Here is a 24,589-nt window from a genome sequence, read left to right as displayed (position 1 = left end):
TTTCACAAGGAGTGCCCATGTCAGGCTGGTGGACCATTATCTCGACGCAAACGCCCGAACAGATGGCCGATATGACGAAAGTCAACAAGGAAGCCTTTCTGGCCAGCTGGGAAGCGGGCCTGTTCGGCGCGGACTGGATCGCCCAACTGTGCGCACAAGGCAAGGCGACCCAGCTGGCGTTCAACGGCTTTCCCAACCGCTATACGGCCCCGGTGGACATCATCGCGCCCCTGCTGCAGGCGGGCATTGCCGAGGCGCACGATGGCGACTTTCCGCAAGATGAACTCACGGGCTGGCCCGGCAGCATCACCGTGTATCCCGAACGCATCGCCGCTTGCCTGTCAGGACAGTTGCTCAGCATCGAAGTGTGGGACCAGTCCTAAGTTGCGCGCAATCAATACAAATGCGCAGCCGGCATGGCAGCGATCCTGTTAATATTGTCAAATACTTCAATGTTTGGCGTCACCCCATGGAGAGGCGCCACACCATTCAAGCATGATGGACGCATTTTCCTGCACTGCAGGCCACTCTTGCATAGGCTGACAACACCATGAAGAAACTGCTCCTGGGCGCCCTCGCCGCCTGCTGCGCGCTGCACGCCAGCGCCGCCCCTGTCGAAGACTTTATTGGCACCTGGAAACTGGAACGCACCACCGTCCCGAACTATATCGTCATCAAACAGGAAGGCGAGCGGCTCATCGCGCTGCGCTATACGCGCAATGTCCTCGGCAACAAGATCACCGAACGGCGCTTTCCCGCCAGTTATGCAAACGGCGATGTCACCATCACTGCGGGAGAAACGCTCATCGAGGCGCGCAGCGTGAACGATGTGGCGACCGTCACGATGCTGGCAGAAGCGTACAGGAAGATATCGTCGTCCACGGCCGCGCCCACCAGTTAAGGCATGTCGCCGATTTGAAGACTATCATTATCCGCCCCACCAGCGCCGCCGACTGGCCGGCGCTGAAAGCCACGCGCCTGGCCGCCCTGCTCGACGCCCCCACCGCCTTTGGCACCAGCCACGCCAGCGCGGCCCGCCTTAGCGATGCAGACTGGCAACAGCGCGCCATCAGCACGCCGCAGCGCACGTTTTTCCTCGCCTTGGAGAGAGAACAGCCCATCGGCCTCGCCGCGCAAGTGGTAGCCGGCAATGGCGATTGCCATCTGATCGCCATGTGGGTACATCCGGAATGTCGGGGTCTGGACGTGGCGCAAGGCCTGGTCGACGCCGTGAAACAATGTGCCGTCGGCAACGGCCACGCGCGGCTGGTGCTCGACGTGGCACAGGAGAATGCGCGCGCGGCGGCGTTTTACCAGAAACAGGGCTTTGTCTTTTTGCCGGAATGGGAGCCGCTGGAAAGCCATCCCCATATCCAGGTGCAAAAGATGGCGTGGCTGGCGGCGGCTTGAGCTCAATCAGCCTATCTGACGACCATTGCAGCCATCCATGCCGCTGCTTGTGCCCCCCGAGGATATACCGTGCTTGACTGGATTTTCGACGCCATCGTATGGATCGTACGCCTGTTACTGTATGGCCTGTTGGGAACAGTCATAGAAAAACTGTTCTATTGGCCAGGCTGGGCAATGCTGCGACTACTCACGCTGGGCCACTATCCTCCGGCCAGGGGGTTCCCTCACAATCGCTTTGCCGTTGCCCTGTTTGCGGCGGTAGTCATTGCTTCCGGCTTGCTGATGGCACTGACGTAAATACCGGTGCGCCTAATGCGGGAAAACAGCACTTTCACGCATTCCATTGATCCCCCATTCACATTCTGTCTTAATAACTTGCTCGTGGCGTTGTTTTTTTCTACACTCACGTTTCCATTGATGCGTAGAAAGATCGGGGATGCGAGCAATCAAGAAAACTGGTCTTCTGCTGTGCTTGTGCGGCGCTGCGGCGCAGGCATACGCTGATACTGATCAAGTCATGGCGCAAGCGGGGCAGGATGCGGCGGCGTCAGTCAATGTGAAGGGTATACGGGATCCGGACTGGAAGCCCTACAGTGCCATGCTCAAGGGCGTAAAACGGTTCGAAGAAAAACATGCGCTGGCGCCAGGCGCCGAATTGCGCTTCATCCTGGAAGCGCGCCGTCCCGACGTCGACATGCACGCCATCGCGCTCAGGCTGGAAAGTGACGATGCAGGTACGGCGATACCGCTGGGGGAGCGCAATATCTTCGGCTTGCCCGTCGAACTGGGCCCGCTGTATGAAAAGGCCGAGCTGACCTTGAACCGCAAGGCCGGCTCGGTCCGGTGGATTCCCTACATCCGCAGCGCGGCGAGCAGCGACACCATCCGCCGCCTGGGCGACTTGCGACTGACGTGCGAAGTCCATTGGGCCATCGACAAGGACTCCTTGCCTTTCGCCATGCGCACGGCGATGGGCGCATTGGGCGGGCCGTGCAATTTCGTGTCGCAAAAGGGAACCTACAGCTTTGTCGAACCGCGGCGCATCACGGCTGCAACGATCAGCTTCAACGGCAAAAGCGCGCCCGTGCCCTTCAGCGGCGCGTCGTTCACGCCGCCCTTGCGGGAGCAGGACTGGAGCGACGACAGCGTGCTCGAGCTGACTTTCGAAAACCACTAGCCTTTTCCGCGCGCACCTATTCACTTCACAACGATACCTGGACATGAAAAAACTTCTCCTCCTGATCCTGTGCACGGCCGCTACGCTGAACGCCGCTGCCGCCCCCCTTTCGCTGATCCCTGAGGCGGGCCCGCACGCTGTCGGCCTGCGCATCGTGCAGCAGTATGACTACAGCCGCGTAATGGACGCGCAGCTGGACGCCTTTGGCAAGCCCCTCCCGACGGGCAGCGGGCGCGCGATCCAGACGCTCGTCTGGTATCCGGCCAGGAAGACGGCAGGTTCCCGCATGCAGGTGGCCGATTATCGCGCGGCCAGCTTGTCCGACGTGGACTTCGCATTCTCCGGCGCGGAGGCGGCCAGGCAGCGCGCAGCCTGGATGTCGGGACCGCAAAAAGCCCAGTACGGCAGTGCCACCCTCGCCGTACGCGACGCCCCGCCCTCCGGAGGAATCTACCCGGTGGTAATCTACGCGCCTAGCTTCGCTGCCCCCGCACACGAAAACCTGGACTTGTGCGAATACCTGGCCAGCCACGGCTATGTGGTCATCGCCAGCCGCAGCCTGGGCGCCCGCTCTGTCGTCATGACGGAAGACGTCGAAGGCGTCGAGGCGCAGGCCGCCGATATTGCCTTCCTTGTCAACTATGCGCAAACCCTGCCGCAAGCCGACATCAGCAAGGTTGCAGCGACCGGTTTCAGCTGGGGCGGCATGGCCAACGTCTTTGCCGCAGCGCGTTCGAGCCGCATCAAGGCCCTGGTCAGCCTCGACGGTTCGATCCGGTTTCATCCCAAGATATGGGGCGCCGCCACCTATGTGCGGCCTGCGCGCACGCCCGTGCCCATGCTGTCATTGGGCGCCCGTGCCCCGTCGGCAGAGGAGCTGGAGCTCAACGACAAACTGGGCATCAGCTATCTCAACAGCATGAAGTATTCCGACGTCTACATCGGCACCATGCATCCGATGACGCATCCGCACTTCAGCGCGTGGCACTTGCGCTTTTCCGCTGACGATGCATTCGGCGACTACCAGCGCGCCGATGTCGTGCTGGCATACCACAGCGGCACGCTGTATGTGCGCCGCTTTCTGGACGCCTACCTGAAAAACGATGCCCAGGCGCGGGAATTCCTGCAACAGTCCCCGGCGCGGCACGGAATCGCGCCGCAAGTGATGTCGATGCAGTTCCGGCCAGCCAAATTCTCATTGCTGGGCGAATCGGACTTCCTGCGCGCCTTCGCCGACGGCGGCTTCAAGGATGCGCAAGCGATCTATACCAGCATGGCGGCGGCGTCGCCGGACTTCAAACTCAGCCCCCTCAACCTCAACAACCTGGGCTACCAGCTCCTGCGCGGAAACAAGGCGCGCGGCGCCGTGGAGCTGTTCAAGCTGGCGACCCACATCGAGCCGCAATTTGGCAATGCCTTCGACAGCGAAGGCGAAGCGTACGAGGCACTTGGCGAAAAAGCGCTGGCGATTGCCGCCTACGAAAAGGCTGTCGCAGTGGACAAGGAGCAAGTCAACGCCGTGGCGCGGATCAAGGCGCTGAGCGCCGGTGGTTAAGCCTGTTCAGTGAACCAGCGATGCCAGGCGAGCGGGCGCCGCCCCTGACGCGATGCGTGTTTGAAAATCGGAAAGATAGCAATTGTGCGCCGTCTGCCGGAAAGCGCCCTACTTCACCCGCTGCTTCTCCAGCTTGCGGGCCAGGGTGCGCCTGTGCATGCCCAGCCGCCTTGCCGTTTCCGAGATATTGAAATCCGTCTCGGCCAGCATTTCGTGGATGCGTTCCCACTCCAGGGTCTTGATGTTGGTGGCGCGGTTCGTCAGTTCGATGTCGGCGTTGCCGGCCACGTGGCCAAAAGCCGCTTCGATGTCGTCCGTATTCGACGGTTTCGCCAGGTACTGGCAGGCGCCCAGCTTGATGGCTTCGACAGCCGTGCCGATGCTGGCGTAACCCGTCAGCACGACGATCAGCATTTCCGGATCGTGCTGGTGCAGCATCTGTACGCAAGCCAGGCCCGACGTATTGCCATTCAACTTCAGATCGACGACGGCGTAGTCGGGGCAATTTTGTTTCAGCAAGGCGCTCGCTTCATCGAAGTTGGTGGCCAGGATGACCTGGTAGCCGCGCCGCTCGAACGAGCGGCCCAGGGTGCGGGCAAATGCCGCGTCGTCCTCCACGATCAGTAACAGACGGTCATCCTGCATGGTGGTCGCTTTCTCTTTCCAGTTTGATGGCTGCCAGCGGCAAGGCCAGATGCACTACCGCCCCGCCCTGCACCCTGTTGCGCGCCGTCACCGTACCACCCAGGGTACGCGCGACATTCACCACCAGGAACAGACCGAGGCCGCCACCGGGCTTGCCCTTGCTGCTTTGATACGGTTTGCCCAGGTGCGTCAGCATCGACGGCTCGAAGCCGGGGCCAGCATCGGTAATGACCAGGTGCAAGGCGTCCGCTTCGCGCGTCGCTTCGAAGCGCAGCCAGTCGGGCGACGCTTCCAGCGCATTGTCCAGCACATTGCAAATGGTTTGTTTCAGGGTCGAATCGAAGACGACGGGCACGTCATGCTCGATGCGGTTATCGTACTCGAAACCCTGGATCGGGCGGCTGCTGCGCCACTCGTCGACCAGGTCGTTGAGGAAGGTGTTGATCGTCGTTTTCACGGACGATTCGCCGCGCGCCTCGCCCGCCGACAATAAAATGCCGCTGACGATGCTCTTGCAGCGCTGCAACTGTGCCTGCATTTCCGTGATTTCTTCCAGCAATTCGCTGTTCTTGCTCAGTTCCGGCATGCGGCGCCAGTCGCCGAGGATGACGGACAGGGTCGCCAGCGGCGTGCCAAGCTCGTGCGCGGCGCCCGAGGCCAGCAAGCCCATGCGGATGATGTGCTCTTCTTCCGCCGCGCGCTGGCGCAGATCAGCCACCTTGGCGTCGCCGGCGCGCTGGTTGCGGTTGATGCGTGTGATGAACACCACCAGCAAGGCGGCATTCAGGATGAAGCAGATCAGCAAGCCTTGCACGTAGAGGCTGGAAAAACCCCGCTCGGGGTCGATAGGCAAGGTCAAGGGACCGGGCAGCAAGGCCAGGCCTGCCAGGCACAGGCTGGTGATCGCCACCATGATCCAGGTCGACCACACTTCCAGCAGCACGGCGCTGAGGATGACTTGCAACAAATACAGGAAGGCAAACGGGTTGCTGATGCCGCCGCTCAGGTAGAGCTGGGCCGTCAGCACGGTGACGTCGACCAGCAGCGCGAGGAACAGAGCCGTGTTGGAAACGGGCTGGCGTTCGTGCCAGCGCAAGAGGCTGGCAAGATTGAAAGCGATGAGGCAGGACAGCACTTCCAGCATGTAGGGTACGGGCAAGGCAATGCCCAGCCCTACACCCACGCCGAAGATGGTGCTGATCTGGCCGATCACGGCCAGCCAGCGCAGCTGGATCAGCAGCTTCATGTTCTGGTGGCCGGCCGGATGTTCCATCTCGGCCGCCACCGCACCGCGCTCTAAGACTTCGCGGTTGGGCAGGATCTCAATCCTGCCCGGCATGGTCGCTTTCCTGGCGCTGGGTGCCACGGGCGCGGCGGCGCTTGTCTTCACGCACGATCCACCAGCTGATGCCGGCCACCATCAAGGCCAGCGCAAACCACGTCAAGGCGTACACGAGGTGGTTGTTGTGGAAGGAAATCACGGTCAGTCCGCCGACGGGCGCGTCACTGGCCGTTTCCGACTTTTCCTTCGCATCGACAAAGTATGGCGCCACGTTGCTCAGCATGTGCGAGGCGCCGATGGCGGCCACGTCACGCGAATACCAGTGCTGCGTGGCAGGACTATTCTCGCGCAGGAAACCGCCGCCCGTCTCGCTGATGCGCAGCAAGCCGTCGACGTTGACGATGCCGGCCGGCGTGCTGGCGGCGATGCTGGCGCGTTTCGGCACGAAGCCGCGGTTGACGAGCACGGTGCTGCCATCGGCCAGGCGCAATGGCGTCATCAGCCAATAACCGCTGCCCAGTGCCGTCGTTGCCTGCACCAGGGTATTGAAAATGGGGAGATAAGTACCGGAGAGTCGCACATGGCGGTATTCATCCGTTTGTGGCGTAATGCTGGCCCAGGCTGCGGGTCCAGGTGCGTCCGTTGCGGGCGCATGTACGCGTTGTTCGACGCGCTCGATCAGGTCAAGCTTCCAGAACAGGCGCTTGACTTGCCAGGTGCCCAAGGCACAGAAACCGGCAAATAAGATCCCCGCCAGCACGGCCAATGCATATCGCACGACCATGCCGCGTGGGCCTGGCGCAGCATCTTGCGATGCGGCGCCAGGGGCGCGCCCGGTGTTGCTTGGGCGCGGTTGACTCATCATGGAGCCGTTTTCGTATGCATGTACTCAGGCATCAGATCCGGCATCATGTTGTGGTTCATGTGGTACATGACCCACAGGGAACCGGCCATGGCAATGCCCACGATCATGATCGTGAAGATCAGCGCCATCATGTTCCAGCCGCCTTCGGACTTGGTGTTCATGTGCAGGAAGTACACCATGTGCACGACCACTTGAACAGCCGCAAACGCCAGCAGGACCAGGCCCATGGTGCCCGAGTTGGTGATGGCTTTCGTCATCACCAGCCAGAAAGGAATGGCCGTCAGGATCACCGACAGGATGAAGCCGATGGTGTAGCTTTTCAGGCTGCCATGATCGTGCTGGTCATGGTGGTGGCTATCGCCGTGTGTGTTGTGGTCGCTCATGGCAGCACTCCCATCAGGTAGACAAAGGTGAAGACGCCGATCCAGATGACGTCCAGGAAGTGCCAGAACAGCGACAAGCACATCATGCGACGGCCGTTTTCCGGGGTCAGGCCATGCTTGTTCAACTGGAACATCAAGGTCACGAGCCAGATCACGCCGAACGTCACGTGCAAGCCGTGGGTGCCGACCAGGGCGAAGAACGACGACAGGAACGCGCTGCGCTGCGGACCGGCGCCTTCGTGGATCAGATGAATGAATTCATACATTTCCAGCGACAGGAAGGCCAAGCCGAACAGGCCCGTGATGCCCAGCCAGACCAGGGTGCTGCGCAATTGCTTGCGCTGCATGGCCAGCATGGCGAAGCCGTAGGTGATCGACGACAGCAGCAGCATGGCCGTGTTGACAGCCACCAGTGGCAGGTCGAACAGCGCGGCGCCCGTCGGGCCGTCCGCATAGCTGCGGCCGACCACGGCGTAGGTGGCGAACAGACAGGCGAAGATCAGGCAATCGCTCATCAGGTAGAGCCAGAAACCCAGCAGGCTGCCGTTTTCCGGGTGGTGCTCGCGCACAAAGTAGCTGCGCGTGCTTGGTGCGGCGCCAGCGGCGCCGGTGTTATGGGCGATGGTATCAGACATGGCTGCTCAGCAATTTAGTGTAAGCGTCTTCGGTACGGACCACTTCTTCCGCAGGAATGTAGTAATCGCGCTTGTAGTTAAAGGTATGGACGATGATGGTGACCATCATGATCACGAAGCCTATGCTGGCGACGAGCCACATTTGCCAGATCAGGCCAAAACCGACCAGTGCGGAGAGTGCGGCGATCACGAAACCAGCCCAGGTGTTCTTCGGCATGTGGATCTTCGTGAAACCGGACGTCGGACGCTGGTAACCGTGTTTCTTCATGTCAGTCCATGCATCGAGTTCGTGCACTTGTGGCGTGAAGGCGAAATTATAGTCTGGCGGAGGCGACGACGTCGACCATTCCAGCGTACGGCCACCCCATGGGTCACCGGTCACGTCGCGCAGGGCGTGACGGTTGCGGTAGCTGACATAGAACTGGATCAGCATGGAAGCGATACCCAGTGCGATCGAGACGGCGCCAAACCAGGCGATGATGGTCCAGATTTGCAGCGATGGATCTTCAAAGTGGTTGACACGACGGGTCACGCCCATCAGGCCCAGCACGTACAGCGGCATGAAGGCCAGGTAGAAGCCGACGAACCAGAACCAGAACGAGCACTTGCCCCAGAACGCGTCGAGCTTGTAACCGAAGGCTTTCGGGTACCAGTAGTTAATTGCAGCAAATACACCGAACACCACGCCGCCGATAATCACGTTATGGAAGTGGGCAATCAGGAACAGGCTGTTATGCAAGACAAAGTCCGCCGGTGGTACGGCCAGCAGCACGCCAGTCATGCCGCCGATGGTGAAGGTGACCATGAAGCCGATCGTCCACAGCATAGGCAGTTCGAAGCGGATACGGCCGCGGTACATGGTAAACAGCCAGTTGAAGATCTTCGCGCCCGTCGGGATCGAAATGATCATCGTCGTGATGCCGAAGAAGGAATTGACGCTGGCGCCAGAACCCATGGTGAAGAAGTGATGCAGCCATACCAGGTACGACAGAATCATGATGACGCAGGTGGCGTAGACCATCGAGGCGTAACCGAACAAACGCTTGCTGCTGAAGGTCGCAACGACTTCCGAGAACACACCGAACAGTGGCAGGATCAGGATGTAGACCTCTGGGTGACCCCAGATCCAGATCAGGTTGACGTACATCATGGCGTTGCCGCCCAGTTCCGTCGTGAAGAAGTTAAAGCCTGCAACGCGGTCCAGCGACAGCATGGCCAACACAGCCGTCAGTACCGGGAAAGCGGCGACGATCAGAATGTTGGTGCACAGTGCGGTCCAGGTGAAGACTGGCATTTTCATCCAGGTCATGCCTGGCGCGCGCATCTTGACGATGGTGGCGATCAGGTTGACACCGGACAATAGCGTCCCGACCCCGGCAATCTGCAAGGACCAGATGTAATAGTCTACCCCCACGTCCGGACTGCCGACGATGCCCGACAGCGGTGGATAGGCCAGCCAGCCCGTGCGGGCGAATTCGCCGACGAACAGCGAAGCCATGACCAGGGCAGCGCCCATGGTGGTCATCCAGAAGCTGAAGTTATTGAGGAAAGGGAAAGCCACGTCGCGCGCGCCGATTTGCAGCGGCACCACGTAGTTCATCAGACCCGTCACGAAAGGCATCGCGACGAAGAAGATCATGATCACGCCGTGGGCGGTGAAGATCTGGTCGTAGTGATGCGGTGGCAGGAAGCCGGCATTGTCGCCAAAGGCGATCGCCTGCTGGGTACGCATCATGAGCGCGTCGGCAAAGCCGCGCAGCAGCATGACCAGGCCCAGGATCATGTACATGATACCGATTTTTTTATGGTCGATACTGGTGATCCAGTCGCGCCACAGGGTACCCCAGACGCGGAAATACGTCAGTGCCGCAACGAGTGCGATACCGCCCAGGGCGACCATCGCAAAGGTCGCCAGCAGGATAGGTTCGTGAAATGGAATTGCATCCCAAGTCAGACGGCCGAAGATAAGCTTCGTCAGATCAATATGGTCTAGCATTGTTACTCTCAGAGAAAAAAGGGAGGCGCCAGGCAAGCGGCGCCAGTATCTGCAGCGCAATGCGCTGCGGGATTCATGCAGTCGTTACTTGGCTTGAACACCCTTTTCAACTATTGCATCGCTAGCGACTACTGCCGTTACGGCCGCTACCGGGCTATTTGCCATCGTCAATTTGTATGGCTCGACCGGCGTCACGCACAGGGCGTCGGAAACGATGGTGCGGTTCAGGATTGCCTTGTACAGATCGTTAGGTACGGCGCTGTAGCGGCGCACCGGATCGCGTTCGCTAGGCTGGGCCAGCGACAGGTAATCGTCGCGGTTCAGCGCGCCACCACCGGCACGTGCCGATTCCACCCATTTGTCGAAGTCCGCATCATTGACACCGTGGAACTTGAAGCGCATGCCCGAGAAACCGGCACCGCTGTAGTTCGCGGAGAAGCCCTTGTATACACCAGGCTTGTTGATGACGGCATTCAACTGCGTTTCCATGCCCGGCATGGCGTAGATCTGACCTGCCAGTGCGGGGATGAAGAACGAGTTCATGACGGACGAGGCGGTGATCTTGAAGCGGATCGGACGATCGACGGGCGCGTACAGTTCATTCACGGAAGCGATGCCTTGCTCCGGGTAGATGAACAGCCATTTCCAGTCCAGGGCCACGACTTCGACGATCATCGGCTTGTGGCTGGCAGGAATGGGGCGGTTGGCGTCGATACGGCTCAATGGGCGATATGGATCGAGGGTGTGGGTGCTGATCCAGGTCAGCAGGCCCAGCACGATGATGATCAACAGGGGCGCACCCCAGATAATCAGCTCGAGGCGAGTCGAGTGGTCCCAGTCCGGCTCGTATTTGGCCGCGGTATTGTTTTTTCTATAGCGCCATGCAAAGAGCAGGGTCAGGGCGATTACCGGAACGATAATCAACAGCATCAGCAATGTCGAGATGACAATCAGATTGCCTTGCTGAACTGCGATGTCACCAGACGCATTCAGTACCACCGTATTGCAACCAGCCAACAATGCGAGAGGTAAAAGAAGCAGTCCGCGACGAACTTTTAATGAAAACATACAGGAAAGTCCAGTACAGGGGATGAAGATATGGTACTGTATTCTCACTGGAGCGCGTTGGCAATTGGACGTTTTGTCCACCCCCTTGCTCGGATTTTCACTGGGTATGTGCAGAGTTTTTTAACGACTACCTGGTGAATAATCCTACTCCGGGCGTGAGACACCCGGGGTATGTTACGCGTTGGCCGAACTCGAAACTATATTGGAGACGATCATCATGTCCAGCACACGCACACACGGCGGGGATGTACCCGCCGACTTTTCCCCCCATTCCCTGCGCGACGCACGCGGAGACGGCACGGTCGAATCGCATATCGACCCCGGTGAGATTGCCGTCGGCGTGATCATCGGCCGCGCTTCCGAATACTTTGACTTCTTTGTCTACGCCATCGCTTCGGTGCTGGTGTTTCCGCGCGTCTTCTTCCCTTTTGAAGAACGCCTGGAGGGCACATTATATGCCTTCCTGATCTTCTCGTTTGCCTTCATCGCCCGTCCGTTCGGCACCGTGATCTTCATGGAGATCCAGCGCCGCATGGGGCGCAGCGCCAAGCTGACGATCGCCCTCTTCCTGCTGGGTGTGTCGACGGCCGGCATCGCCTTCCTGCCGACCTACTCGCACCTGGGCTTTGCCGCCATCATCTGGCTGTCCGTGCTGCGCATCGGCCAGGGCGTGGCGCTGGGCGGTTCGTGGGACGGCTTGCCATCGCTGCTGGCCCTGAACGCGCCGGAAAACAAGCGCGGCTGGTACGCCATGCTGGGCCAGCTGGGCGCGCCCTTCGGCTTCCTGATCGCCGCCGGCCTGTTCTGCTTCATGCTGGTCAACCTGACGGACGAAGAGTTCCTTGACTGGGGCTGGCGCTATCCTTTCTATGTCGCCTTTGCCATCAACGTGGTCGCCCTGTTTGCCCGCCTGCGCCTGGTATCGACGAATGAATATGCGCGCCTGCTCGACGAACGCGAACTGCAGCCCGTGAGCGTATTTGAAATGAGCCGCGGCCAGGGCCGCAACGTGCTGATCGGCGCCTTGGCCGCGCTGGCCAGCTACGCCCTGTTCCACCTGGTTACCGTGTTCCCGCTGTCATGGATTTCCGTCTACCAGACGCGTTCCGCTTCGGACTTCCTGCAAGTGCAGATGCTGGGCGCCGTGCTGGCTGCCATCGGCGTGGTGATTTCCGGCTTGCTGGCCGATAAAGTGGGCCGCCGCACCACCCTGGGCGTGCTGGCCGTGCTGATCGCCATCTTCAGCGCCTTCGTGCCGACCCTGATGGGCGGCGGCAATACGGGCCAGGACGTGTTCATCCTCGTGGGCTTCAGCCTGCTGGGCCTGTCTTACGGCCAGGCATCGGGTGCCGTGACGGCCAACTTCCCTGCCCGCTTCCGCTACACGGGCGCGGCCCTGACGTCCGACCTGGCCTGGCTGGTGGGCGCCGGCTTCGCCCCGCTGGTGGCGCTGGGCCTGTCGGCCAACTTCGGCCTCGCCTATGTCAGCTTCTACCTGCTGTCGGGCGCCGTTGCCTCGCTGGCAGCCCTGAGCCTGAACCGGGCACTGGAAATCCGCGATTGACATATATATATACAGCGCAGAGCGCAACGCAGTGAAAAACGCCGGCACCGTCCGGCGTTTTTTTATACCTGGCAGCCATTCCACTCCACCTCATCTGTGCGATGGCGCGCATTGCATGACCTTGCGCCTCGGCAATCTATCGCAAGGCTGTTATGCTAGCGCACGCTTTGCTTGAGCTCCAGAAAACTTGCATTTCAATTAAAATTGACTTTTTCGCGCCAGCCTTACACGGACATGATGAATACCAAGACCCCGATCGATTCCTTCAGCTTTCGCCGCATCCTCGCCCGCAACGTGACCTTGCCGCTGGTCATCGGGGTCGTCACGGCTCTCGTGTTTGTCGGCCTGATCGTCTACCTGCTTTCGGCCCTGCGCTCGGTCGAGCATTCCGAACGGGTGATCGGCAATGCGAATGAGGTGATGAAGTTGTCGGTCGACCTGGAAACGGGCATGCGCGGCTACCTGTTGACAGGCGACGAAACGTTTTTGGCGCCGTATAAATCGGGCAAGGCCAAGATTGCCGTGGAAATGACTACCCTGCTCGACCTCGTGTCCGACAGCCCCATCCAGGTGGACCGCTTGCGCCGCATCCGCGCCCTGCAGGGCCAGTGGATGGAGTATGCCGAAGGCGTGATCGCCCAGCGCCGCAGCAACCAGGAATTCCTCGCGCGCGTGCGCCAGGGCGAAGGCAAGCTGGAATTTGATGAAATCCGCCGCGAATTTCTCACCTTCCTGTCCATGGAACAGCGGCTGCGCCAGGAGCGGGCCGACACGGCCGAGAGCCGCACCATGCTGGCCGTGGTGGTGTTCCTGATCCTCAGTCTGGGCATGTCCGGCCTGCTCGCCTACCTTGGCCGGCGCGAACTGCTGCGCCTGTCCGATATTTACAACGATGCGCTCGAGCAGCGCGGCAAGGATAACGACGTGCTGCAGGAGCAAGCCTGGCTGCGCACGGGGCAGACAGAGCTGGCGGCCCATACCAGCGGCCAGCTGGGCTTGCCGCAACTGGGACGGCACGTGCTCGATTTCCTCGCCCACCGGCTGGAAGTGGCCGTCGCCACCCTGTACGTCGTCGACGACGATGGCAGCCTGCGCCGCACGGCCGTGTACGGCTTCAACGAACAGGGCGTGAAGGACAAGCAAGTCTTCAAACTGGGCGAAGGCCTGGTGGGCGAAACGGCACGCGAGAAAAAGCTCAAGCATGTGAAGCAAGTACCTGACAATTACCTGACCGTGACGTCGAGCCTGGGCCGCGGTGCGCCGCTGGAACTGATACTGGCCCCGGTCAACAATGAAGGCGTCGTCAACGGCGTCATCGAACTGGGCTTTACGCATCCCGTCAGCACCCGCGCCAAGGAATGGCTGAACTTGATTGCGGCAAATGTCGGCACCTCGCTGGAAGCGGCCCTGTACCGCCAGCGCCTGCAAAACGTGCTGGAAGAAACCCAGCAACTGAATGAAGAGCTGGAAGTGCAGCAGGAAGAATTGCGCACGGCCAATGAAGAGCTGGGCGAGCAATCGCGCGTGCTGGAACAGTCGCAAGCCCACCTGGAAGAGCAAAAAGCGGCGCTGGAGCAGTCGAACGAGCAGCTGGCCGTGCAGGCGCTGTCGCTGGACCAGAAAAACATCGCAATCGGCCAGGCGCACGCGCAGCTGGAAGCCCGCGCGGAAGAGCTGCAGCGGGCCAGCCGCTACAAATCCGAATTCCTGGCGAATATGTCGCACGAGCTGCGCACGCCGTTAAACAGCTCGCTCATCCTGTCCAAGCTGCTGTCGGACAATGCCAGCGGCAATTTGACGCCGGAGCAAGTGACGTTTGCGCAAACCATTTATTCGGCCGGCAACGATTTGTTGACCCTCATCAACGATATCCTCGACATTTCCAAGGTTGAGGCAGGCAAGCTGGAATTGACGCCGGAAGCCGTTCCCTTCGACGAACTGCTCAGCGGCATGAAGATGCTGTTTGGCGCCCAGGCGCAGCAAAAGAAACTGGTTTTCAGCGTCAGCGTGGCGCCGGACACGCCGCCGTCGCTGGTAAGCGACCGCCAGCGCCTGGAACAAATCCTGAAAAACCTGCTGTCGAACGCCATCAAATTTACCGATACGGGCACGGTGTCCCTGCACGTGAGCGCCGATGCGGCTGGACAGGTGCGCTTCCAGGTGCAGGACACCGGCATCGGCATTGCTAGCGACCAGCAGCACAAGATTTTTGACGCCTTCCACCAGGCCGATGGCACCACCAGCCGCCGCTATGGCGGCACGGGCCTGGGCCTGTCCATTTCGCGCGACCTGGCAACCTTGCTGGGCGGCAGCATCGAGCTGGCCAGCACGCCAGCCCAGGGCAGCACGTTTACATTGGTGCTGCCGGCCGTCATGCCGGAACGCGCCGTGGAAGTGGAAGCAGCAGCAGTGCCCAACTCCGCGCCGCAAGCGCCCGCAAAAATCGCCGTCGCCGCGCCCAAGGCGGCTCCCGCCGCCAAGCCCGTGCCGCTGCCTACCTTCCAGGACGATCGCAATAGCGCCCCCCCTGGCAAGACGGGCCAGCGTTCCGTGCTGGTGATCGAGGATGAACCCTCGTTTGCCGGCATCCTGTTCGACCTCGCGCATGAAATGCAATACCGCTGCCTGGTGGCGCACGGCGCCGACGAAGGCCTGCGTCTGGCGGAAGAGTTCCTGCCCGACGCCATCCTGCTCGACATGGGCTTGCCGGACCGCCCCGGCTTGCTGGTCTTGCAGCAACTCAAGGAAAATCCATTGACGCGCCACATTCCCGTGCACATCGTGTCCGGCAATGACCAGATCCAGGAAGCCATGCAGCTGGGCGCCATCGGCTACGCCACCAAGCCGCGCACGCGCGAGCAGTTGAAGGAGGTGTTCCGCAAGCTCGAATCCAAATTCACGCAAAAGATGAAGCGCATCCTGCTGGTCGAGGATGACGAACGCCAGCGCGAAAGCGTGGTCCACCTGATCAGCGACGACGACGTGGAAATCACGGCCGTGGCCCTGGGCGAGCAGGCACTGGAATTACTGAAGACGCAGATTTTCGACTGCATGATCATCGACTTGAAGCTGCCCGACATCCAGGGCAACGAATTGCTCGAACGCATGGAACATGAAGAACTGTGCTCCTTCCCGCCCGTCATCGTCTACACGGGCCGCAACCTGAGCCGCGAAGAAGAAGCGGACCTGATGAAATATTCGCGCTCCATCATCATCAAGGGCGCCCGCTCGCCGGAACGCCTGCTCGACGAAGTGACCTTGTTCCTGCACAAGGTGGAATCGGAACTGTCGAGCGAGCGCCAGGGCATGCTGCAGCAGGTGCGCAGCCGTGAGCGCGTCTTTGAAGGGCGCAAGATCTTGCTCGTGGACGACGATGTGCGCAACATCTTTGCCCTGACGAACGCGCTGGAACAAAAAGGCGTGGCGGTGGAGATCGGCCGCAACGGCTTCGAAGCCATCAGCAAGCTCAACAGCGTGGATGATATCGATCTGGTGTTGATGGATGTCATGATGCCGGGCATGGATGGCCTGGAGGCGACGCGGCTGATCCGCGCCGACGGCCGCTACAACAAGCTGCCCATCATCGCCATTACCGCCAAGGCCATGAAGAATGACCAGGAAGAATGCCTGCAGGCGGGCGCGTCCGACTACCTGGCCAAGCCGATCGACCTGGACCGCTTGTATTCGCTGCTGCGCGTATGGATGCCGAAGATGGAACGCATCTGATGTCCCTGCGCTACACGGACGCGCAAATGCATGCGCTGATGGAAGAACTCTGTCAGCGCTACAGCTATGATTTTCGCGACTATTCCCTGCCCTCGCAGCGCCGCCGCCTGAACCAGGCCATCGAGCGTTTCCACTGCACGGACTTGCCCGCCCTGCAGCAACTGGTGCTGGACGACCCGGCCGCCTTTGACAAGCTGCTGCAGATTTTGACCGTGCCGGTCACGCAAATGTTCCGCGACCCGGCGTTTTTCCGCGCCTTGCGCGAACACGTGGTGCCCGTATTGAAAACCTATCCGTCGCCGACGATCTGGGTGGCCGGCTGCTGCACGGGAGAAGAAGCGCTGTCACTGGCCATCGTGCTGCAGGAGGAAGGCTTGCTCGAACGCAGCACGATCTACGCCACCGACATCAACCCGCAAGCGCTGGCTACAGCCGCGCGCGGCGTATACCCGCTGCACCGCATGGCCGACTATGGCGACAACTACCTGGCTGCGGGCGGCCTGGGGCAGTTCGACGAGTACTACACGGTCGAGCATGCCACCGCGCATTTCCAGCAGCGCTTGCTCGACAGTATCAATTTTGCCGACCACAGCCTGTCCACGGACAGCGTTTTTATTGAAACGCAATTGATTTTGTGCCGTAACGTGCTGATTTACTTCAATAAAACCTTGCAGGAGCGGGCCTTGGGCCTGTTCCAGGACTCGCTTTGCCATCGGGGCTTTCTAGGCCTGGGCAGCAAGGAAAGCACGCATTTCACAAGATTCGCCGCCGATTTCGAACCATTGCCCGGTCCCGAAAAGCTCTACCGCAAGCGTGCTCAGTCGCACGCCGTATCCCACTACGCTGGACGGCATGATCATGCCAGGAATGAAACATGATGAATGAAACAAGCACCAAACTGCTGATCGTCGACGATTTGCCTGAAAACTTGCGCGCGCTCAATGCGCTGATCCGTGAGAGCGACCGCAGCGTGTACCAGGCATCTTCGGGCGAAGAGGCGCTGGCCCTGCTGCTGGAACACGATTTCGCGCTGGCCATCCTCGATGTGCAAATGCCGGAAATGGATGGTTTCGAGCTGGCCCAATTGATGCGCGGCACGGAAAAGACGCGCCACATCCCCATCGTCTTCGTCACGGCGGCCGGCAAGGAAATGAATTTTGCCTTCCAGGGCTATGAAAGCGGCGCCGTCGACTTTCTGCACAAGCCGCTCGACATCAATGCCGTGCAAAGCAAGGTCAACGTCTTCGTGGCCCTGCACCAGCAGCGCAGCGAGACGCGGCGCCAGGTGCAGGCACTGGAGCACAGCCGACAGCAGCAGGAAGCGCTCTTGAAAGAATTGCGCGCCACCCAGGCCGAACTGCAGCGCTCGTTGCGCCTGCGCGACGAATTCATGTCCATGGTGGCGCACGAACTGCGCACGCCCCTGAACACCTTGTTCCTGGAAACGCAGATGCGCACCGTCAACCTGGAACGGGGCAACCTGGCCGCCTTCGAGCCGGAAAAACTGGGCAAGATGGTGGCGCGCGACGGGCGGCAAATCCGCAGCATGGTGCGCCTGATCGACGACATGCTTGACGTCTCGCGCATCACCAGCGGCAAGCTGTCGATCCGCCGCGAAGCCGTCGATCTGACCAGTCTGGTGCGCCGGGTGGCAGACGATCTGGGGCCGTATGCGGCCGCCACGGGCAGCGTGCTGGAAGTGCTGGCCTTCGAACCCATCCAGGGTTTCTGGGATGCGTTCCGCGTCGAGCAGATCGTTGTCAACCTGATCAGCAATGCCGTACGCTACGGCCAGGGCCAGCCCGTGGAAATCAGCCTCGCGCACACGCAGAACAGCGCCGTCATCGAAGTGCGCGACCATGGCATCGGCATCAATGCGCGCGACCAGGAACGCATCTTCGACGCCTTCGAGCGCGTCATGTACCAGGACCGCACGGGCGGCCTGGGCCTGGGCCTGTTCATCACCAAGCAGCTGGTCGATGCGCATGGCGGCGCCATCACCCTGCAAAGCCAGCCCGGCAATGGCGCCCTGTTCAGCGTCACCCTGCCGCTGGCCGGCAGCTGAGGCCGGCATGACCAGTACACCGCTCTCCCGCAGCCAGGCCGGCGCCAGCGGCGTCGCCTTCCTGCTGCAACTGGAACGCCGGCTGCGCCTGCTGAACGACACGGGCGAAATTCTCTCGCTGTCGGCGCAGCTGCTGGGACAGCGTCTGGGAGCCCAGCAAGTGGCCTGTTTCGATATCGACCAGACCTTGCAATGCCCCACCCTTCAACATGCGTGGAGCGATGGCCTGGCGCCCGGTGCAGCAGGCGAATATTTCCTCGGCGATTATGCGGCCCGCCTGGCCGATACGCTGGCCGCGGGCCAGGTGCTTGCTGTCAGCGATGTGGCCAGTGACCCGCGCACGGCAACGCCGGCCGCGCTGGCCACGTTTGCGCGCCTGGGCATCCGTGCCTTCCTGAACATTCCCATTGCCAAGGAGGGCCGGCTGGCGGCCCTGTTCGTCGTGCACAGCCGCGCCGCGCGCCTGTGGCATGCCGACGAGATCGAACTGGCCGTGCAAGTGTCGGAACGGGTCTGGTCGACCATACTGCGGGCCCAGGCGGAATCGCGCCTGCGCACGCTCAGTGCCAGCATGGAAATGCAGGTGGCCGAGCGCACGCGCGAATTTGGCCGTACCTGGAACGTCAGCCCCGATTTGCTGGGCGTGCTCAACCTGGACGGTTACTTCGAACACTCGAACCCCGCCTGGCAAGCCACCCTGGGCTGGTCGGTGGAGGAAATCCGCACGACGCGCTTCCTGGAACTGGTTCACCCGGACGACTTGACGCGCACCCATGCGGCCTGGGAGGCGGCCAACCAGGGCCAGCCGGCGCTGCGCTTCGAAAACCGCTACCGCCACAAGCTGGGCGGCTGGCACTGGCTCTCGTGGGTCGCCGTGCCCGAGGGCGAGAAGGTGTATTGCAGCGCGCGCGACATCACCGTGGAAAAGAAGCTGGAAGCGGACCTGGCCGCGCGCAACAGCGAGCGCGAGCGGCTGTGGCGCAGCGCGCAAGACTTGATGGTGGCCATCGATGCCGAGGGCTGCTTTGCCGCCGTCAACCCGGCCTCGGCCGCCATCCTCGGTTGGCTGCCCGAGGAAATGCTGGGCCGCAGCCTGTTCGACTTCGTGCTGCCCGAGGATGCCGCCGCCACGCGCCAGGCGCTGGCGCAAGTGACGCAGGAAGCCATGCCCAGCTTTGAAAACCGCTACCGGCACCGCGAGGGCGGCCACCGCTGGCTTTCCTGGTCGGCCGCCCCCGAAGGCGACTTGATTTTTGCCACCGGGCGCGACGTCACGCTGGAAAAGCAGGCGGAAAGTACTTTGCGCAGCATGCAGGAATCATTGCGCCACAGCGAGATGGCCCTGCTGCAATCGCAAAAACTCGAAGCGCTGGGCAAGCTGACGGGCGGCGTGGCCCATGATTTCAACAACGTGCTGCAAATTATCTCCGGCAATCTGCAACTGCTGCAGATGACCCTGGAAGACGACCCGCTGGCCGCCAAGCGCATCGCCAGCGCCTCGGCCGCCGTGGAACGGGGCGCCAAGCTGTCGGCTCAGTTGCTGGCCTTTGCGCGGCGTCAACCATTAAAACCGCTGGTGACGGACCTGGCGCAACTGCTGCGCTCGACGGAAGAGCTGCTGCGGCGCGCCACCGGAGAAACCATCGAGACGCGTTTGCTGCTGGCCGACGATTGCTGGCGCGCCCTGGTCGACCCGCACCAGCTGGAAAACGTCATCCTCAACCTGGCCATCAACGCGCGCGACGCCATGGATGGCCAGGGCCAGCTGACCATCGAACTGAGCAACAGCGTGCTGGGCAGCGACTACGCAGCGCGCCATGCGGACGTGGCGCCTGGCGACTACGTGCAGCTGACCGTCTCGGACACGGGCTCGGGCATTCCCGCCGACTTGCTGGACAAGATTTTCGAACCATTCTTCACGACGAAGAAGGAAGGCGAAGGCACGGGCCTGGGCCTGTCCATGGCCTACGGTTTCCTGCGCCAGAGCGGCGGCCACCTGACGGTGGACAGCCTGCCCGGCCATGGCAGCACCTTCCGCATTTACCTGCCGCGCTCGCTCGAAGCGGAAACGGAATTGCCGCTGCAGCTGAGCGGCCCCGTGCTGGGCGGCAAGGAAACCATCCTCGTCGTGGAAGACGACGTGCAGGTGCAGACGACGGTGGTCGACATGCTGCGCGGCCTCGGCTATGTCGTGCTGCGCGCCAGCGATGGCGAAAGCGCGCTGGCCATCGTCGGCAGCGGCGTCCCCATCGATTTGCTGTTTACGGATGTGGTGATGCCTGGCAAGGTCGCCAGCACGGAACTGGCGCGCCAGGCCCGCTTGTTGCTGCCCCAGCTGGCCGTGCTGTTTACCTCGGGCTACACGCAGGACGCCATCATGCAGGGCGGCCGATTGGAACCGGGCGTCGAGCTGTTGAGCAAACCCTACCGGCGCGAAGACCTGGCACGGCGCATCCGCCACTTGCTGGCCAACGGCCGTCACGTAACGGCGCTGCACCAGTACCGCGCGCAGCTGGCGCCGCAGCAACCCGCGCCGCCTCTGCCGGGGGCGCAGCCGGGCAGGCGTCACATTCTGCTGGTGGAAGACAATGCGGACGCGCGCGCCATGACGAGCGAACTGCTGTCCATGCTGGGACACACGGTGCTGGCCGTGGGCACGGCCGAGGAAGCCTTGCCGCTGCTGGGCACGCCGGGACTGGAACTGCTGCTGACCGACATCAGCCTGCCGCACATGTCGGGCGTCGAGCTGGCCGAGCTGGTGGCACGCGAGCAGCCGCAGCTGGAGGTGGTGTTCTCCACCGGCCATGCGCCCGCCAATTCCGGCGTGCTGAACCCGGCCGCGCGCTTCCTCGTCAAGCCATTTACCCTCGATCAATTGCAGCAAGCCTTGCTGCCCCCCGGCACCCCGCCTGTTTAATAGACGTCCAGCCGGCGCGCCTTCAATGCGCCGGCCAGCTCTTCCAGGCCAAATGGCTTGCGCAGGAAGCGCGCGCTGGCGTCCTGCATCAGGCTGGCGCCCCAATCGTGCCCGGACGCAAACACCACGTCCAGCTGCGGCCAGTGGGCGCGCGCATGGCGCGCCAGTTCCAGGCCGGACATGGTGGGCAAGCTGATGTCCGTCACCAGCACGTCCAGGCCCGGCATGGCCAGCAGGGGCAAGGCTTCCTCGGCGCTGGCCACGCCATGCACGGTATGCCCCAGCATATTGAGCATTTCCGTCGTCATGACACGCGCGTCGTCATTGTCTTCCACCAGCAGGATGCGCCGCCCGGAAGGGTCGGGCGCGCCCACCAGGCGGCGGTCGGCCAGCAGGTGGCGGATACGCCGGGCCAGGTCTTCGCGCCGGTAGGGTTTGCTCAACAGCTCCACGCCCGGGTCCAGCCGCCCGCCCTGCATGATGGCGTTGTGCGTATAACCCGAGGTAAACAACACGGCCAGGTCTGGCAGCAGCAGCCTGGCCTGCCGCGCCAGCTCCTTGCTGCTGACGGCCCCCGGCATGACCACGTCTGTAAACAGCAGGTCGATAGCCACGCCCGTGCCCAGCAGGGCCAGTGCCGAAGCGCCATCGTCCGCATGCAGCACGTCATAGCCCAGGCCGCGCAACATGTCGACTACCGTATGTTGAACAGGCGCATCGTCTTCCACCACGAGGATGGTCTCGCCGCCGCCCAGCACGGGGCCCGTCAGGCCCGGTGGCGGCTCGGCCAGCTTTTCCAGCGAACGGGGCAAATAAATCTTGAAAGTGGTGCCGGCGCCAGGCGCACTGTGCACCTTGATGTGGCCCGCGCTCTGATGGATGAAGCCGTAGGCCATGGAGAGGCCCAGGCCCGTACCCTCGCCTTCGCGCTTGGTGGTGAAGAACGGCTCGAAGATCTGGTCGATCACGTCGCGCTCCATGCCATGGCCCGTGTCGGTGATGGTCAGCAGCACGTATTGACCCGCCAGCACATCGGCATGCAGGCTGGCGTAGGCGGCATCGAGCGTGACATTGCTCAAGGTGAACGTCAGGCGCCCGCCCCCTTCCATCGCGTCGCGCGCGTTGATGGCCATGTTCAGCAACACGTTTTCCATCTGGTTCGGGTCGACCAGGGTATGCCACAAGCCCTCGCTGATGAAGGTTTCTTCGGTGACCGCCTCACCCAGGGCGCGGCGGATTAGCTCGTGCATGCGGCGCAGCAAGCGGCCCAGGTCCGTCACCAGCGGCTTCAACGGTTGACGCCGCGCAAAGGCCAGCAGTTGCGACGACAGCTTGGCGCCGCGCTCGACAGCCGAAGCGGCCGAATCGAGGCGACTGGCCGCCTGCGGATTGTCGGCCACCGTCAGTTTCAGCAACTGCAAATTGCCGGAAATGATTTGCAGCACGTTATTGAAATCGTGGGCCACGCCGCCCGTCAGCTTGCCGATCGATTCCAGCTTTTGCGCCTGCAATAAAGCTTGTTCGCTGCGCACCAGTGCCAGCCGCGCCTCTTTTTCATCGGTAACGTCGCGGCCGATGGCGTGGATCAGTTTTTGCGCGGGCACGGCCGTCCAGGAAATCCAGCGATAGCCGCCATCGCGGCGACGGTAGCGGTTTTCCATGCGCAAGGTGGGCGCGCCATGCGCCAGGCGCGACAAATCCTTCAGTGCCGCCATGCGGTCGTCGGGATGCACGAGGCTGATGAAATCCATGCCCAGCGACTCGATTTCAGGGCGGTCCAGGATCTTGCTCCAGGCGGGATTGACGGCGATGATCATGCCGGACAGGTCCGCCACCAGCATGATGTCGGTCGACAGCCGCCACATCCGGTCGCGGTCGGCCGTGCGGTTGGCCATTTCCACTTCCAGCGAGGAATTCAGGTAGGCCATCTTTTCCAGCACGTTTTTCTGTTCCTGCACGTCCGTATTCGTGCCCACCCAGCGCAGCACCTTGCCCGTCTCGTCGAACAGGGGCAAGGCGCGCGCCAGGAACCAGCGGTAGGCACCGTCGCTGGCGCGGCGCATGCGGAATTCGTGTTCGTAGGCGCTGGCCGTGGCGACGGCCCGCTCCCAGCTTTTCTGCGTGGCTTGCACGTCGTCCGGATGCACGCAGGGGCGAAATCCGCTGGTGACCAGCGACTTCAGCGATTGCCCCGTGTACTCGCACACCTGCTCATTGACCCAGTAGGTAGCGCCGCTGCCATGCGCGAGCCAGGCCTGGTTGGGCATGGTCGAGGCGAGCGAACGGAATTGTGCCTCGCTGTCGAGCAAGGCATTGCGCGCCTGCCAGTGCTCGTCGATGTCTTCGCAGGAGCCATACCATTTCACGGGCTGGCCCCGCTCATCGAGCCGGCAATACGCGCGCGAGTGCACCCAGCGGTACTGGCCGTCCTGGCGGCGCACCCGCATCTCCTGGTCCAGGGGCTGGCCGCTGGCCAGCGCTTCGCTCCAGGCCGCCAGGGAATGGGGCACGTCGTCGGGGTGGATGGCGTCCAGCCAGCTGGTGCCGAGACCGTTGCAACCCGTCCATTCGCGCCAGCGCTGTGCCACATAGTCGAGTTTGCCGTCGATGTCGGCCGTCCACAGCACTTGCGCGTTGAGCTCGATGGCGTAATGAAAGTGTTCGCGGCTGTCGTGCAGCGCTTTTTCCAGCTGGCCCCGCTCGATGACATGCGCGGCCACGCGTGCGGCCAGCGCCAGCAGTTCAATTTCAGGTTGCGTGGGATGGCATGGCGCCGGGAAGAACAGGCCCAGCACACCCAGGATATGTCCCTTGGCGCCGAAGACTGGGGCGACCCAGCAAGCGCGGTAGCCGTGCAGCATGGCTTCCTTGCGTCCAGCGCTCCAATGTACATCGCGCATGATGTCGCCGCAATACACGGGCGCGCCGGAAAAGGCTGCCGTGCCAAACGGCGAAGGCTGTTCACCGCCATGGCGCAGGGCCAGGCACAGGTCTTGCGGAAGGCTGGGCGCGGACAAACCGCAAAAACGGTCGGCCTCGTCGATGAGGAACAGACAGGCATGCGCGCCGCCCTCGGCCAGGTCTTGCAGCGCCAGCAACAAGTGCTCCAGTGCATGGGCCAGGTCGGCGCCTGCCGCGATACTGCCCAGCGCACTATGCTCGGCGTCCAGCAAGGAAAGAATGTTGTTTGCGTGCACCGTGTCGATAAGGGGGAAACTGATGCCCGGAATATACCATGGGGCACCCCTCTTGCAGGAGGAAAACAGTGCACTGCTTGATCTCTGCGGCCACGCGGCCCTAT

The 24,589-nt window shown here is 62.0% G+C and carries 19 protein-coding genes; 11 read left to right on the top strand and 8 right to left on the bottom strand.

All coding sequences use genetic code 11. The features are described 5' to 3' along the window. Positions 1–17 precede the first annotated feature (17 nt). From C8C89_RS17505 to C8C89_RS17480, 6 genes are all read left to right on the top strand, one after another. Positions 18–383 (top strand): hypothetical protein, encoded by a 366-nt coding sequence (locus C8C89_RS17505; RefSeq protein WP_133991375.1) that lies wholly within the window; start codon positions 18–20, stop codon positions 381–383. Between the two features lie 167 nt (positions 384–550). Then, positions 551–901: a hypothetical protein gene (locus C8C89_RS17500; RefSeq protein ID WP_133991373.1), complete on the top strand. Its 351-nt coding sequence runs from the start codon at positions 551–553 to the stop codon at positions 899–901. A 14-nt stretch (positions 902–915) separates the two neighbouring features. Next, entirely contained in the window at positions 916–1,410 is a 495-nt protein-coding gene (locus C8C89_RS17495; RefSeq protein ID WP_133991371.1) for a GNAT family N-acetyltransferase, read from the top strand. 69 nt (positions 1,411–1,479) lie between these two features. After that, on the top strand, positions 1,480–1,707 hold the full coding sequence (locus C8C89_RS17490) for a hypothetical protein (protein ID WP_208327718.1): 228 nt from the start codon (positions 1,480–1,482) through the stop codon (positions 1,705–1,707). A 259-nt stretch (positions 1,708–1,966) separates the two neighbouring features. After that, positions 1,967–2,587 carry a hypothetical protein gene (locus C8C89_RS17485; RefSeq protein ID WP_133991369.1) on the top strand — a complete coding sequence of 207 codons (621 nt, stop codon included), beginning with the start codon at positions 1,967–1,969 and terminating at the stop codon, positions 2,585–2,587. A 43-nt stretch (positions 2,588–2,630) separates the two neighbouring features. Further along, positions 2,631–4,142 (top strand): dienelactone hydrolase family protein, encoded by a 1,512-nt coding sequence (locus tag C8C89_RS17480; protein WP_133991367.1) that lies wholly within the window; start codon positions 2,631–2,633, stop codon positions 4,140–4,142. Positions 4,143–4,250: 108 nt separating this feature from the next. Here the strand turns inward: C8C89_RS17480 and C8C89_RS17475 are convergent, their stop codons facing one another. The 7 genes from C8C89_RS17475 to cyoA form a co-directional block, all read right to left on the bottom strand. Next, the gene (locus tag C8C89_RS17475) at positions 4,251–4,787 is read right to left on the bottom strand and encodes a response regulator transcription factor (protein WP_133991365.1); all 537 of its coding nucleotides are present in this window, start codon (positions 4,785–4,787) and stop codon (positions 4,251–4,253) included. Beyond that, the gene (locus C8C89_RS17470) at positions 4,777–6,126 is read right to left on the bottom strand and encodes an ATP-binding protein (protein ID WP_101481349.1); all 1,350 of its coding nucleotides are present in this window, start codon (positions 6,124–6,126) and stop codon (positions 4,777–4,779) included. Before C8C89_RS17470 ends, C8C89_RS17475 begins: the two co-directional genes overlap by 11 nt. Beyond that, the gene (locus C8C89_RS17465) at positions 6,110–6,934 is read right to left on the bottom strand and encodes an SURF1 family protein (RefSeq protein ID WP_133991363.1); all 825 of its coding nucleotides are present in this window, start codon (positions 6,932–6,934) and stop codon (positions 6,110–6,112) included. Before C8C89_RS17465 ends, C8C89_RS17470 begins: the two co-directional genes overlap by 17 nt. Beyond that, on the bottom strand, positions 6,931–7,317 hold the full coding sequence (gene cyoD, locus C8C89_RS17460) for a cytochrome o ubiquinol oxidase subunit IV (protein WP_101481351.1): 387 nt from the start codon (positions 7,315–7,317) through the stop codon (positions 6,931–6,933). The genes C8C89_RS17465 and cyoD overlap by 4 nt, the downstream gene beginning before the upstream one ends. Continuing rightward, positions 7,314–7,952: a cytochrome o ubiquinol oxidase subunit III gene (gene cyoC / locus C8C89_RS17455; RefSeq protein ID WP_034788486.1), complete on the bottom strand. Its 639-nt coding sequence runs from the start codon at positions 7,950–7,952 to the stop codon at positions 7,314–7,316. The genes cyoD and cyoC overlap by 4 nt, the downstream gene beginning before the upstream one ends. Then, positions 7,945–9,948: a cytochrome o ubiquinol oxidase subunit I gene (cyoB, locus tag C8C89_RS17450; RefSeq protein WP_101481352.1), complete on the bottom strand. Its 2,004-nt coding sequence runs from the start codon at positions 9,946–9,948 to the stop codon at positions 7,945–7,947. Before cyoB ends, cyoC begins: the two co-directional genes overlap by 8 nt. Before the next feature lie 84 nt (positions 9,949–10,032). After that, positions 10,033–11,016 (bottom strand): ubiquinol oxidase subunit II, encoded by a 984-nt coding sequence (gene cyoA / locus C8C89_RS17445; RefSeq protein ID WP_133991361.1) that lies wholly within the window; start codon positions 11,014–11,016, stop codon positions 10,033–10,035. A 217-nt stretch (positions 11,017–11,233) separates the two neighbouring features. Between cyoA and C8C89_RS17440 the strand changes: the two genes are divergently transcribed. The 5 genes from C8C89_RS17440 to C8C89_RS17420 all read left to right on the top strand — a co-directional run bounded on the left by C8C89_RS17440 (position 11,234) and on the right by C8C89_RS17420 (position 21,288). Next, on the top strand, positions 11,234–12,580 hold the full coding sequence (locus tag C8C89_RS17440; RefSeq protein ID WP_101481354.1) for an MFS transporter: 1,347 nt from the start codon (positions 11,234–11,236) through the stop codon (positions 12,578–12,580). 237 nt (positions 12,581–12,817) lie between these two features. Further along, entirely contained in the window at positions 12,818–16,306 is a 3,489-nt protein-coding gene (locus C8C89_RS17435) for a response regulator (RefSeq protein ID WP_133993468.1), read from the top strand. After that, positions 16,306–17,184, top strand: coding sequence for a CheR family methyltransferase (locus C8C89_RS17430; RefSeq protein WP_133991359.1), 879 nt, complete (start codon positions 16,306–16,308; stop codon positions 17,182–17,184). Before C8C89_RS17435 ends, C8C89_RS17430 begins: the two co-directional genes overlap by 1 nt. Further along, complete coding sequence (locus tag C8C89_RS17425; RefSeq protein ID WP_101481356.1) at positions 17,181–18,371, top strand: hybrid sensor histidine kinase/response regulator; 1,191 nt, start codon at positions 17,181–17,183, stop codon at positions 18,369–18,371. The genes C8C89_RS17430 and C8C89_RS17425 overlap by 4 nt, the downstream gene beginning before the upstream one ends. Before the next feature lie 7 nt (positions 18,372–18,378). Continuing rightward, positions 18,379–21,288 carry a response regulator gene (locus tag C8C89_RS17420; protein ID WP_166674780.1) on the top strand — a complete coding sequence of 970 codons (2,910 nt, stop codon included), beginning with the start codon at positions 18,379–18,381 and terminating at the stop codon, positions 21,286–21,288. Here the strand turns inward: C8C89_RS17420 and C8C89_RS17415 are convergent. Beyond that, positions 21,285–24,485, bottom strand: coding sequence for a PAS domain-containing protein (locus C8C89_RS17415; protein WP_243858059.1), 3,201 nt, complete (start codon positions 24,483–24,485; stop codon positions 21,285–21,287). The two genes, C8C89_RS17420 and C8C89_RS17415, sit on opposite strands and share 4 nt — an antisense overlap. Between the last annotated feature and the right edge of the window lie 104 nt (positions 24,486–24,589).

Origin of the sequence: Janthinobacterium sp. 75, assembly GCF_004365495.1 — a bacterium.
GTDB lineage: Bacteria > Pseudomonadota > Gammaproteobacteria > Burkholderiales > Burkholderiaceae_D > Janthinobacterium.
The sequence above is the reverse complement of the archived record's forward strand: the minus strand, read 5'-3'. Positions and strand labels throughout refer to the sequence as shown.